This is a genomic window from Kocuria salina (genome assembly GCF_013368965.1).
Lineage (GTDB): Bacteria > Actinomycetota > Actinomycetes > Actinomycetales > Micrococcaceae > Kocuria > Kocuria rosea.
The window spans coordinates 72,313-84,864 of sequence record NZ_SSSF01000006.1; the positions used below are offsets into that span (position 1 = coordinate 72,313).

Genomic DNA, 12,552 nt, shown 5'->3' on the forward strand with positions numbered 1-12,552 from the left:
CCCGTGCTGACGGCCCTGACCGTCCTCGGGATCGCCCTGGCCGTAACCCACACCGTCGTCAACGGTTTCCACGACGCCCCCAACGCCCTCGCCCTGCCGGTGCGCTTCCGCGCGCTCACGCCCCGGGTGGGCCTGGTGTTCACCGCCCTCGTCAACGTCGCCGGCGTGTGGGCCGCCGCGTACCTGCTCGCGGACTGGGTCATCACGGGCGTCCCCGTGCCGCACAGCGTGGTGGGCTCCGCGACGATCGTCTGCGCCCTGGTGACCACGATCGGCTGGAACCTGCTCACGTGGCGGTGGGGCATGCCCAGCTCCTCGACCACGGCACTGGCCGGCGGGCTGCTCGGCGCCCTGCTGGGCGCCCGCGCCGTGGGGCTCCCGGCGGTGGACCCGCTCACGGCCACGGCCTTCTACCAGGTCGTCGTGCCCCTGGTGCTGGCGCCGCTGGTCGCCTACGCCGCGGCCTGGGTGCTCGTGGTCCCCCTGCTGCACCTGCTGCGGCACTCGGAGCCGGACGCCACCACGTTCCGCTCCCGGCTCGTCCTGGCCATCGGGGCGGCGGCCGTCTCCTTCGGGCACGGCATCCACCACGGCCGCCGAGCCGTCTGGGTCCTCGCCACGCTGCTGCTGTGCGCCGGCCTCCAGGACCCGCTGGCGGGCGGGGCCGGCCCCTGGCTGTTCCTGCTCGTGGCGACCGGACTGGCCGTGGGCACCCTGTTCGGGGCCTGGCGGATCGCCTACACCCTGTCCTCCCGGATGATCACGATCGACCCGTTCCGCGGCGCGGTGGCCCAGGGCGTGGCCGGGTCCCTGCTGTTCCTGGGCGGGACGCTGATCCCCGTGCCGATGTCCACGTCCCAGACCACGGCCGCCGCGATCCTGGGCGCGGGACGGCAGCAGCGCTTCCACACGGTCAACGTCCGGGTGGTGCGGCGGGTCCTGGTGGTGTGGGTCCTCACCGTCCCGGCCTGCGGCGTGCTCTCCGGGACGCTCCTGCTCGCCCTCTCACCGCTGCTCTAGACGCCGCGGCGGCGCCGCCGCGGGCCCCGGGCCGCCGGCCCCGGAGCATTGCCTGCCGGGGCGGACGCACCGACGACGACGGGCGCCGGGCGCCTCCGCGGAGGTGACCGGCGCCCGTCGTCGTCGGTGCCGGGGCGGCTCAGCCGAAGCGGCCGGAGACGTAGTCCTCCGTCTGCTTCTCCCGGGGGTTGCTGAAGATCTCGGAGGTGGGGCCGTACTCGATGAGCTTGCCCGGCTTGCCGGTGCCCTGGATGTTGAAGAACGCGGTCCGGTCCGAGATCCGCGCGGCCTGCTGCATGTTGTGGGTCACGATCACCACGGTGTAGTCCTGCTTGAGCTCGTTGATCAGGTCCTCGATCGCGAGCGTGGAGATCGGGTCCAGGGCGGAGGCCGGCTCGTCCATGAGGATCACGTCCGGCTTGACCGCGATCGCCCGGGCGATGCACAGGCGCTGCTGCTGGCCGCCGGAGAGGCTCGAGCCGGGCTTGTCGAGGCGGTCCTTGACCTCGTTCCACAGGTTGGCGCCCTGCAGGGAGCTCTCCACGAGCGCGTCGGCGTCACCGCGCGAGATCCGCTTGCTGTTGAGCTTCACGCCCGCGAGCACGTTGTCGCGGATGGACATGGTGGGGAACGGGTTGGGGCGCTGGAAGACCATCCCGATCATGGAGCGCACCACCACGGGGTCCACGCCGGGGCCGTAGAGGTCCTCCCCGTCGAGGAGCACCTGGCCCTCGGCGCGGGCGCCGGGAATGACCTCGTGCATGCGGTTGAGGGTGCGCAGGAAGGTCGACTTGCCGCAGCCGGACGGGCCGATGAACGCGGTCACCGACCGGGCGTCGATCCCCATGCCGACGTCCTCGACGGCCAGGAAGTCGCCGTAGTAGACATTGAGGTGGTCGACGTCGATTCGCTTGGACATGTGTGTTCCTTGCTTCTTTCTCGCAGGGGTGCGTGCGGGATCGGGGTGCGGGGCGCGTCAGCGGCCGGCGACCTTGGGGGCGAACGCCCTCGCGACCAGTCGGGCGACGAGGTTGAGCAGCATCACGATCAGGATCAGCAGCAGCGCCGCGGCCCACGCCCGCTGCTGCGAGGGGTCCGGGCTCGTCGGGGACGTGGGCGTCATGATCTGGTAGTAGATGAACGTGGGCAGCGTGGTCATCCACCCGGAGAACGAGTTCCAGTTGATGGCGGTCGCGAAGCCGGCGGTGACGAGCAGCGGAGCGGTCTCCCCGATGACCCGGGCGATCGCCAGGGTCACGCCGGAGGCGATCCCGGAGATCGCCGTGGGGATGACCACCTTGAGGATCGTCCGCCACTTGCGCACGCCCAGGGCGTAGGCGGCCTCGCGGAGCTCGTTGGGGACGATCTTCAGCATCTCCTCGGTGTTCTTCACGACCGTGGGGATCATCAGCACGGTCAGCGCGACCGCCGCGACGAAGCCGAAGCGGGTGGACGGGCCGAACAGGAGGCCGAAGAGGGCCGCGGCGAACAGGCCGGCCACGATGGAGGGGATGCCCGTCATGACGTCCACGAAGAACGTGATGCCCCGCCCCAGCCAGCCGCCCCGCGAGTACTCCACGAGGTAGATGGCCGTCAGCAGGCCGATCGGGACCGACAGCAGGGTGGCCCAGAAGGTGATGGACACGGTGCCCACGATCGCGTGGTACGCACCGCCCAGCACCGGGCCGTCCCCGGCGGCCGCGGCGTTGTCCGTGGCGCCGGTGACACCGTTCATGGACGTCAGCAGCAGGTTGGAGGTCAGCCCGGGGAGCCCGTTGGCGAGCACCGTCCAGATCACGGAGATCAGCGGGATCACCGCGAGGACGAAGGCCGTGTAGACGAGGTAGGTCATCAGGGAGTCCGCGCCCTTGCGCCCGCCCTCGATCATCGAGACGACGATCGGCGCGGCGACCAGGAAGACCGCGGCGGCGAGAACGGCCCAGAGGGCCGTGGAGAAGCCCAGGAGCGCCGCGAGGGCGGCGCCCACCACCACGGCGCCGGCACCGATCACGGGCACCAGCCACTTCGGCTTCTGGTTGCGGGTGAGCATCGACCGGCGGGGCGAGGACGGGCGCACGGGCGTGGGACTGCGGAAGGCGGTGGAGGACATCAGTTGGCTCCCGAGAATTCCTTGTAGCGGGCGACGATGGCGCGGGCGATCATGTTCACGACCAGGGTGATCACGAAGAGGATCAGTCCGGCGGCGATGAGCTCGGACAGCCGCAGGCCGTAGGCCTCCGGGAAGTTGAGGGCGATCTCCGCCGCGATGGTCTGGTTGCCGGACTGAACGAGGGACGCGGTGAGCGGTCCGCTCGAGAGCACCAGGGCCACCGCCATGGTCTCACCCAGCGCGCGCCCCAGGGCGAGCATCACCGCGGAGATGATGCCGGGGCGGGCGAAGGGCAGCACCGTCATCCGGATCATCTCCCACCGGGTGGCGCCGAGGGCCAGCGCCGCCTCCTCGTGGAGCTTCGGGGTCTGCACGAACAGCTCCCGGGACATCGCCGTGATGATCGGCAGGATCATGATGGCCAGCACGATCCCGGCCGTGAGCATGGTCTTGCCGGTCTGGGACGCGGGGCCGCCGAAGATCGGGACGAACCCGAGGTTGGTCGAGAGCCAGTCGTAGAAGGGCACCACCGAGGAGGCCAGGACCGTGGTGCCCCAGGCTCCGTAGATCACCGACGGGATCGCCGCCAGCAGGTCGATGACGTAGCCCACGGGCTTGGCGATCCGTGCCGGCGCGTAGTGCGAGATGTACAGGGCCACCAGCACGCCGATCGGGGTGGCGATCACCAGGGCGATCACGGCCGCGATCACCGTGCCGATGACCATCGGCCAGATGTAGGACCAGAAGCCGGCCCCGCCGGAGATCTCCTCGGCCGGGGCCTGGAAGGTGGGCAGCGCCTGCAGGAACAGGAACAGCGCCACGGCCGCCAGGACGGCGAGGATCAGCACGCCGGCCCCGAGGCTGAGCCCGGAGAAGATCGAGTCGCCCGCCTTGCCGCCGGCGGCGGTCTTCCTGGTGGTGACGGTGGTGGACATGTCGGGTGCCCCTTCGATTGCCTGACACGGATGGCGCCGGGACGGGGTGGTGCCCCGGCGCGTGGGTCCGGTGACGCGCCTCACGGGGAAGGCGCCTCACACACGAATGTCCCGTTCGGCGCGGGCACGGGCGGAAGGGCCCGGGCCCGCACCGAACGGGACCAGCAGAACTGGATCAGCCGGCGACCGTGATCTGGTCGATCGCCTCCTGCGCGGCGGTGCGCAGGCTCTCGGACATGGGAGCGGAACCGGCGGCCTCGGACGCCGCCTGCTGCCCCTCCTCGCTGATGACGTACTCGCCGAACGCCTTCGCGAGGTCAGCGGTCTCCTGGGAATCGTACTGCGGGCAGAAGATCTCGTAGGACACGAGCACGATCGGGTAGGTCCCGGACTCGGTGGTGTCGCGCTCCAGGTCCATCGCCATGTCGTACTCGGCGCGGCCCTCGACCGGGGAGGAGTTCTCGACGGCGGCGGAGGCGGCCTCCGGGGAGTAGTTCACATACTCCTCGCCGACGCCCACGGCCACGGTGCCGAGGTCGCCCACGGCGGAGGCGTCCGCGTAGGTGATGGCGCCCTCGGTGGCGGTGGTGGACTGGACCACTCCGGCGGTGCCCTTGTTGTTCTCCGCGGCCCACTGGGACGGCCAGTTGCCGGAGACCTCCTCGGTCCACACCCCGGGGGCGGCCGCGGCCAGGTACTCCTGGAAGTTCTCGGTGGTGCCGGACTCGTCGTTGCGGTGCACCACGGTGATCGGGGTCTCCGGCAGCTCCGCGTCGGGGTTCTGCTCGGCGATCGCCGGGTCGTTCCACTCGGTGATCTCGCCGGTGAAGACCTGGGCGATGGTCTCGCCGTCCATGTTCACGGTGTCGACGCCGGGCAGGTTGAAGGCCACCGCGATCGGGGAGATGTAGGCCGGGACGTGGAAGCCGCCGTCGGGGCCGCAGACCTCCTTCGACGCCTCGTACTCCTCGTCGTCGAGGTAGGCGTCGGAGCCCGCGAAGTCCGCCCCGCCGGCGGTGAAGGCCTCGCGGCCGGCACCCGAGCCGTCCGGGGAGTACTGCACCGTGGCCTCGGGGTTGGCCTCCTGGAAGCCGTTCTGCCACGCGGTCATGGCCGCCTGCTGCGAGGACGCGCCGATACCCGTCAGCGTGCCGGAGACGCCGGCGCCGGCGGCCGAGGTCTCGGTGGAGCCGGAGCCTTCGCCCGTGGCGTTGTCCGAACCGCACGCGGTGAGCGCCAGCGAGCCGATGGCGAGAACGGCTGCGGAACGGCCGAGGTGGGAAACCTTCACTTGAGTAGCCCCTTCAGATCACAGTGGTGCCCCGTCGAGGGGCCGTCGTTCGATGTGGCGCCGGCAGAGTTCCGGGCCGGTGCGAGAGGTGGATCTGCGGGCGGGCCGCGGACCTCTCACCGAGAGACGCTAGGGAGCGCAGGTGGCCAGATTGGCCCGTGAAGGTGAACGGAGGGTGAACACCGCCCCCCGCAGCCGTGCCGTCGTTGCACATCTCACACCGCGCCCACCCGATCCCGGCCCGGTGCGGGGGCTCCGGCCCCCCGCACCGGCGGTCCCGTGCTGCTCGCCTAGGATGGCCCCATGCAGCCAGGCAACCGTGCGCGAGCCGCGGCCCGCGCGGTGCGCAGCCGCACCCGGATCGGTGTGACGCGGGTCCGGACGGGGCTGCTCCAGAGCTTCCAGATCACGGTCGCCAGCGTCGGCGCCTACGTGATCGCGGAGCAGCTGCTGGGCCACTCCGGGCCCATCTTCGCGGCCACCGCGGCCCTCGTGGCCCTGGGCTTCGCGAAGGACGGGCTGCGCTACCGGCGGGTCCTCGAGGTCTCGATCGGCTGCACCCTCGGCATCGCCGTGGGGGACACGCTGATCCACGTCCTGGGCACGGGCGTCTGGCAGGCCGGCGTGGTCCTGATGACCTCGATCCTGCTCGCCCGCTTCCTGGACAACGGCACGCTGTTCACCACCCAGATGGGGCTGCAGTCGGTGCTCGTGGTCCTGCTGCCGCCGTCCCAGGACGGGGTCTTCGCGCGGTCCACGGACGCGGTCGTGGGCGGGCTGTGCGCCCTGGCCATGGCCTACTTCGTGCCCACGGACCCGCGGAGCCAGCCGCGCCAGGGCCTGCGGGCGCTCGTCGACGAGTTCTCCGGGGTGCTCCGGGAGGCGAGCCGGGCCATGGAGGACTACGACGCCACCGCCGCCTGGCACGCCCTCGTGCGTGCCCGGCAGACCCAGCCGCTGGTGGACTCGGTGACGTCCGGACTGAAGTCGGCCCTCGAGATCGCCACGGCCTCGCCGCTCTACCGCGGCCGCCGCGCGGAGGTCGAGGGGATCGCCCACTCCATCCGCTACCTGGACCTCGCCGTGCGCAACGCCCGGGTGCTCACCCGCCGCCTCGCCTCCGTGCTCAACCACGTGACGCTCTCCGACGAGGCCGTGGCCGCCATGAGCGCCGCCCTCGAGGACCTCGCGGACGCCGTCGTCACCCTGGGCAACGCGCTCGCGGTGGCCTCCCCCGGCTCCCGGGAGAGCTACCTTCGCCAGGCCCGCAACGAGCTGGCGAACGTGGCCGGGCGCCTGCACCCCGGGCAGATGGGGGTGCGCACCATGGAGGGCGAGACCCTGGTGCTGGACATGCGCCCGATGGTCGTGGACCTGCTGGAGGCGGCCGGGATGACCCACGACGAGGCGCGGGACCAGCTCCCCCGGCTCGAGGGCTGGGACCGCGCCTGAGCCGGGACGGTCTCGGCCCCGAGGCCCCTCAGCCGGCGGTCTCGCCGGGCAGGAGCTCCGCGATCAGCTGCTGGATCCGGGCCCTGATCTCGTCCCGGATGGGGCGCACGGACTCCACGCCCTTCCCCGCCGGGTCCGCCAGCGCCCAGTCCTCGTACCGCTTGCCCGGGTAGAACGGGCACGCGTCCCCGCAGCCCATGGTGATGACCACGTCGGAGTCCTGCACGGCCTCGTCGGTGAGGACCTTGGGGGTCTCGGCGCTCATCTCGATGCCCTCCTCGGCCATCGCCGCCACGGCGGCCGGGTTCACGGAGTCCGCCGGCGCGGAGCCGGCCGAGCGCACCTCGATGCGCCCCCGGGAGAGGTGGCTGAGGTAGGCGGCGGCCATCTGCGAGCGCCCGGCGTTGTGCACGCACACGAACAGGACACTGGGCCGGTCCGTGCGCTCCGCGGTCAGCTCGTCCAGCAGCCGCCGGACCCGGGTGTCGATGTCGTCGCGGACCAGGCGCATCCGCTCCGCGCCCTCGATGCCGCGGACGGAGGGCTCGTCGGTGTGCCAGGTCTCGATCGTTCCGGTCATCCCCTCGACCGGCTCGACCCTCGCCTCATCGCCCAGTACGACCACCCGGTCGACCCGGCGCAGCAGCTCGGGGTCGATGAGCTTCGGCGTTCCGGAGGACATGTCCGCACCGACCTCGGCGACCACCTCGGCGGACAGGGCGTTGATCTTGCTGCCGGGCTTCGTGCCGGCGGAGTGGACCTCTACCGCCCCACGGGCGTGGTGTTCCATGAGGGCGGCGGCCATCTGGGACTTGCCGCCGTTCTTGGCGCACACGAACAGGACGGAGGGCTGGGTGGTCTCGCTCAACGGTTGCTCCTGGATCTGGGGGTCAGCGGGTGGGGACGGTGGCATCGCCGGGGAAGAGCTTCCGGCCCACCCACAGGGACACGTAGACCAGCGCGACGAGCACGGGCACCTCGATGAGGGGGCCGACCACGCCCGCCAGGGCCTGTCCGGAGGTGACTCCGAAGGTGCCGATGGCCACGGCGATGGCGAGCTCGAAGTTGTTGCCGGCGGCGGTGAACGCCACGGTGGTGGACTTCGCGTAGTTCAGTCCCAGCGCCCGGGAGGCCAGCAGGGCCACCCCGAACATGAGGAAGAAGTAGACGACCAGGGGCAGGGCGATCCGGGCCACGTCCCAGGGGTTGGAGGTGATGGCGTCACCCTGCAGGGCGAAGAGCAGCACGATGGTGAACAGCAGCCCGTACAGGGCCCAGGGACCGAGCTTGGGCAGGAACGTGGTCTCGTACCACTCCCGGCCCCTGGCCTTCTCGCCCAGGGTGCGGGTGAGGAACCCGGCGACCAGCGGGATCCCGAGGAACACCAGGACGCTCAGCACGATCGACCACACCGAGAACTCGGCCGAGGTGGTGGCCAGGCCCAGCCAGGCCGGGAGGACCTGGAGGTAGAACCAGCCCAGGGCGCCGAAGGCGATGACCTGGAACACGGAGTTGACCGCCACCAGCACGGCGGCGGCCTCCCGGTCCCCGCAGGCGAGGTCGTTCCAGATCAGCACCATCGCGATGCAGCGGGCCAGGCCCACGATGATCAGCCCCGTGCGGTACTCGGGCAGGTCAGGCAGGAAGATCCAGGCCAGGGCGAACATCAGCGCCGGCCCGACGATCCAGTTCAGCACCAGGGACGCCCCCATCAGGCGCTTGTCGCCGGCCACGCGGTGGGTCTCGTCGTAGCGGACCTTGGCCAGCACCGGGTACATCATCACCAGCAGCCCGATCGCGATGGGCAGCGACACCTCGCCGATCCGCACGGCCTCCAGGGCGGTGTTCAAGCCCGGGACGAAGCGACCGAGCAGCAGGCCGGCGACCATGGCCGCGATGATCCAGGCGGGCAGCCAGCGGTCGAGGAAGGACAGGTCCTTCATCACCCCGTGGGAGGCAGCGGAGGCGGTGGTGGTGCTCATGGGCGGGCGAACCTCTTCACATCGACGGGCATCTATCCCGCACAGTACGGGTCACATCGACGCCCGTCAATGTAGGATGGGGGGATGACTCCCGCTCCGGACCTCGACAGCACGGCCGACGCCGGGACCGCCGACCGGTGCGCCCCCGGCGCGCCGGCCACGGAGTGCTGCTCGCTCTCGGGCGGGCCCATGGGTCACGACGACGCCCGGCGCGTGGCGGGCCTGCTCAAGGCCCTGGCCGACCCCACCCGGCTGCGCCTGCTCTCCCACGTGGCCGCCCAGGGCTGCGACACCGTGTGCGTCTGCAGCCTCACGGACGACCTCGGCATCAGCCAGCCCACGGTCAGCCACCACATGAAGAAGCTGGTCGAGGCCGGCCTGCTCACCCGCGAGCAGCGCGGCAAGTGGGCGCACTACTCCGTGGTGCCCGGGGCGTTCGCGGAGCTGCGCGCCTTCCTCGACCTGCGCTGAGCCGGCCGCGGCGCTTGGGCCGTCCGAGGCGGCGGCTAGCCTGGACGCCATGAGCACCCGCACCCGCCGCAACTCCCCCGCCTACCGCTGCACCGAGTGCGGCTGGAGCACCGCCAAGTGGGTGGGCCGCTGCGGGGAGTGCCAGGCGTGGGGCACGGTCGAGGAGATCGGCGAGCACAAGGCCCGCACCACGGCCGCCCGGTCGATCGCCGAGCCCGCCCGTCCCATCGCCCAGGTGGACGCCACGGTGGCGGCCTCCGCGCCCACCGGGGTGCCCGAGCTGGACCGGGTCCTCGGCGGCGGACTGGTCCCCGGCGCGGTCGTGCTGATGGCGGGCGAGCCCGGGGTCGGGAAGTCGACGCTGCTGCTCGACGTCGCCGCACGCTTCGCGGAGGGCGCGGGCGAGGGCACCCGCGACGTCCTCTACGTCACCGGCGAGGAGTCCGCGGCGCAGGTGAAGCTGCGCGCGGACCGGATCGACGCCGTGGCGCCCACCCTGTACCTCACCGCCGAGACGGACCTGGCCACGGCGCTGGGCCACATCGAGAAGATCTCCCCCCGCCTGCTCGTGGTCGACTCCGTGCAGACGCTGGCCAGCGCCGAGGTCGAGGGCTCCGCGGGCGGGGTGACGCAGGTCCGGGAGGTCGCCGCCTCCCTGATCGCCGCGGCCAAGAAGCGGAACATGACCACGCTGCTCGTGGGGCACGTGACCAAGGACGGCTCCATCGCCGGGCCGCGGCTGCTCGAGCACCTGGTGGACGTCGTGTGCCAGTTCGAGGGCGAGAAGCACTCCCGGATCCGGCTGCTGCGGGCGGTCAAGAACCGCTACGGCCCCACGGACGAGGTCGGCTGCTTCGACCTCACCGAGACCGGGATCACGAGCGTGGAGGACCCCTCGGGCCTGTTCGTCTCCCGCACGGCCCTGCCCGTCTCCGGCACATGCCTCACGGTGACCCTGGAGGGCCGCCGGCCCCTGCTCGCCGAGGTGCAGGCGCTGCTGGACCGCTCCTCCACCGCCCAGCCCCGGCGGGCCACCGCCGGCCTGGACTCCCAGCGGGTCGCCATGCTGCTCGCCGTGCTGCAGCGGCGGGCCGGCGTGAACCTGGCCGGGCTGGACTGCTACGTCTCCACGGTCGGCGGGGTGAGGCTCACGGAGCCGTCCACCGACCTCGCCGTGGCCATGGCGCTGGCCTCGGCCGCGCAGGACCGGCCCCTGCCGCAGCGCCTGGTGTGCTTCGGGGAGGTGGGCCTGGCCGGCGAGGTGCGGCCCGTCCCGGGCATCGGGCGCCGCATCCAGGAGGTCGCCCGGCTGGGCTTCACCCACGCGGTCGTGCCCGCGAGCCCCACCGGCCCGGGCCCGGTCCCGGCGGGGTTCACCGTCCGGGAGGTGACCACCATCAGCGATGCCATGGAGCTGCTCTTCCCCCGGTCCGCCGCCGCGCCCGCACGGAACCGGCAGACCGCCGCGGCCGTATGATGTGACCGTGGCGAAGACCCCTGAGAACGCACTGCGCAAGACGCTGGCCCGCATCGCACCCGGCACGGAACTGCGCACCGGTCTCGAGCGGATCCTGCGCGGGCGCACGGGCGGGCTGCTCGTGCTCGGCTTCGACCGCTCCGTCGAGGCCATCTGCTCCGGCGGCTTCGACATCGACACCGACTTCACCGCGCCCAGGCTGCGGGAGCTGGCCAAGATGGACGGCGCCATCATCTGCGACCGGGACGCCACCCGCATCCTCAAGGCCGGGGTGCAGCTCGTCCCCGACGCCTCGATCGGCACCACGGAGTCCGGCACCCGGCACCGCTCCGCCGAGCGCACCGCCAAGGAGACCGGGGTGCCGGTGATCTCCGTGAGCCAGTCCATGAGCGTCATCACGATCTACGTGGGTGAGACCCGGTACGCCATCGAGGGCTCCCAGTCGATCATGGCCCGCGCCAACCAGGCCCTGCAGACCCTCGAGCACTACAGCCACCGGATGGAGCAGGTGCTCGGCAACCTGTCCTCGCTCGAGATCGAGGCGTCCGTGACGGTGCGGGACGTGGCCCTGACGCTCCAGCGCATGGAGATGGTCCGGCGGATCTCCTCCGAGATCGGCTGGTACGTGCTCGAGCTCGGCGTGGACGGGCGGCTCATCGCGCTGCAGCTCGAGGAGCTCACCGCGGGCACCGGCCCGGGGCCGGACGTGGTGCTGCGCGACTACCTGCCCGACGGCACCCCCGCGGAGGGCATCGAGGAGGGGCTGGGGCGGCTGGCCGAGCTCACGCCCACGGAGCTCATCGACCTGCAGCGGATCGCGGTGTCGGTGGGTCTCGTCGAGCCGCAGGGCAGCCTCGAGACCGACCTGCATCCGCATGGCTACCGGCTGCTGGAGGGCATCAAGTCGATGCCCCGGGCGGTCGCCAACCGGCTGGTGCGCCAGTTCGACGGCCTGCAGTCCCTGATGGCCGCCAACCTGGAGGACCTCAAGGCGGTCGAGGGCATCGGCGAGCAGCGGGCCCGCACGGTGCGCGAGTCCCTCTCCCGGATGGCCGAGACCAGCCTGCTCGAACGCTTCATGTGAGCCGCGCGCGGCGCGCTCACTCCAGGACGAACGGCACCGGCTCCGCGGTGCGCTCCCCGAGGGACGTCACGAGACGGTAGTACCCGGCCTGGGCCTCGCCCCCCGCCTCCGCGCAGCCCTCGGCGGTGCGCAGGCGGTTCCACGTCAGCCGGGCAACCTTCTCCTGTCCGGGCTCGACCGTCACCTCCGCGTCCTCGGAGCCGGCCTGGCAGTGCCTGCTGTCGAAGACGGTGTCCGCCCCCGAGGTCACCTCGTAGACCATCTGGGACGTGCCCGCGTTGACGCGGCAGGGGTCCTCCCCGGTGTTCTCCAGGGTCAGCTCGAGGACCGGCTCGACGTCCTCCGGGTAGCTCTCCCGGTCCGTCGACGCCCGCACGGCGAGGTCGGGGCCGCACTCCTCGACCGGCCCCTCCGTGGCGGGCGCGGACGCGGACCCGGACGCGGACCCGGACGCCGACGCGCTCTCGTCCGGCCGCGGAGTGAAGTCCGCGAAGGGCTCCTCCGAGGCCGCGGCGGCCGAGGCGGTGGCGGCCTCCGGCGCCGGGACGTCCTCCGTCTCCCCGGAGCCGAGCATGCCCGCGACCGCGGAGACCAGTCCCACCGCCACGAGCACCAGCAGCACGCCCGCCGCGAGGGCCGCCACGAGCCGGCGGCGCCGGTACACCTCGGGGCTCAAGCGCCGGGATCCGGGGTCGCGGGGAGCTCGTCCGTCGTCGTCGTGACCGTTCCC

At 72.1% G+C, this 12,552-nt stretch carries 12 protein-coding genes and 1 pseudogene; 5 read left to right on the plus strand and 8 right to left on the minus strand.

The features are described from left to right. Positions 1-3: 3 nt before the first annotated feature. Positions 4-1,020, plus strand: a complete 1,017-nt coding sequence (locus E7Z53_RS12705; protein WP_176337915.1) for an inorganic phosphate transporter — start codon at positions 4-6, stop codon at positions 1,018-1,020. A gap of 139 nt (positions 1,021-1,159) precedes the next feature. On the opposite strand, the gene pstB is transcribed toward E7Z53_RS12705, so the two are convergent. From pstB to pstS, 4 genes are all read right to left on the minus strand, one after another. Further along, a complete protein-coding gene (gene pstB, locus E7Z53_RS12710; protein ID WP_095650878.1) occupies positions 1,160-1,939 on the minus strand; it encodes a phosphate ABC transporter ATP-binding protein PstB in 780 nt (259 codons plus the stop codon). Between the two features lie 57 nt (positions 1,940-1,996). Further along, on the minus strand, positions 1,997-3,130 hold the full coding sequence (pstA, locus tag E7Z53_RS12715) for a phosphate ABC transporter permease PstA (RefSeq protein ID WP_017832012.1): 1,134 nt from the start codon (positions 3,128-3,130) through the stop codon (positions 1,997-1,999). Continuing rightward, entirely contained in the window at positions 3,130-4,065 is a 936-nt protein-coding gene (gene pstC, locus E7Z53_RS12720; RefSeq protein ID WP_017832013.1) for a phosphate ABC transporter permease subunit PstC, read from the minus strand. Before pstC ends, pstA begins: the two co-directional genes overlap by 1 nt. Before the next feature lie 175 nt (positions 4,066-4,240). Further along, a complete protein-coding gene (pstS, locus tag E7Z53_RS12725; RefSeq protein ID WP_035926066.1) occupies positions 4,241-5,356 on the minus strand; it encodes a phosphate ABC transporter substrate-binding protein PstS in 1,116 nt (371 codons plus the stop codon). A gap of 303 nt (positions 5,357-5,659) precedes the next feature. Between pstS and E7Z53_RS12730 the strand changes: the two genes are divergently transcribed. Then, positions 5,660-6,808, plus strand: coding sequence for an FUSC family protein (locus E7Z53_RS12730; protein WP_017832015.1), 1,149 nt, complete (start codon positions 5,660-5,662; stop codon positions 6,806-6,808). Between the two features lie 28 nt (positions 6,809-6,836). Here the strand turns inward: E7Z53_RS12730 and E7Z53_RS20390 are convergent, their stop codons facing one another. The 3 genes and pseudogenes from E7Z53_RS20390 to arsB form a co-directional block, all read right to left on the minus strand. Beyond that, a complete protein-coding gene (locus E7Z53_RS20390; RefSeq protein WP_255219573.1) occupies positions 6,837-7,265 on the minus strand; it encodes an arsenate reductase ArsC in 429 nt (142 codons plus the stop codon). A gap of 18 nt (positions 7,266-7,283) precedes the next feature. Beyond that, positions 7,284-7,721, minus strand: a pseudogene (locus tag E7Z53_RS20395) (arsenate-mycothiol transferase ArsC); the annotation flags it as partial. Next, a complete protein-coding gene (gene arsB / locus E7Z53_RS12740) occupies positions 7,699-8,790 on the minus strand; it encodes an ACR3 family arsenite efflux transporter (RefSeq protein ID WP_109222215.1) in 1,092 nt (363 codons plus the stop codon). The pseudogene E7Z53_RS20395 and the gene arsB, both read right to left, overlap by 23 nt. A gap of 84 nt (positions 8,791-8,874) precedes the next feature. Here arsB and E7Z53_RS12745 point away from each other — a divergent pair, with 84 nt between their 5' ends. From E7Z53_RS12745 to disA, 3 genes are read left to right on the plus strand one after another with little or no spacing between them, the layout of a single operon-like run. Beyond that, the gene (locus E7Z53_RS12745) at positions 8,875-9,261 is read left to right on the plus strand and encodes an ArsR/SmtB family transcription factor (protein WP_017832018.1); all 387 of its coding nucleotides are present in this window, start codon (positions 8,875-8,877) and stop codon (positions 9,259-9,261) included. Positions 9,262-9,310: 49 nt separating this feature from the next. Continuing rightward, positions 9,311-10,738, plus strand: a complete 1,428-nt coding sequence (radA, locus tag E7Z53_RS12750) for a DNA repair protein RadA (protein ID WP_035926054.1) — start codon at positions 9,311-9,313, stop codon at positions 10,736-10,738. A 7-nt stretch (positions 10,739-10,745) separates the two neighbouring features. Further along, entirely contained in the window at positions 10,746-11,822 is a 1,077-nt protein-coding gene (disA, locus tag E7Z53_RS12755; protein WP_031282255.1) for a DNA integrity scanning diadenylate cyclase DisA, read from the plus strand. A gap of 16 nt (positions 11,823-11,838) precedes the next feature. Here disA and E7Z53_RS12760 read toward each other — a convergent pair whose 3' ends face one another. Continuing rightward, positions 11,839-12,498 (minus strand): hypothetical protein, encoded by a 660-nt coding sequence (locus tag E7Z53_RS12760; RefSeq protein WP_167508911.1) that lies wholly within the window; start codon positions 12,496-12,498, stop codon positions 11,839-11,841. Positions 12,499-12,552: the final 54 nt, after the last annotated feature.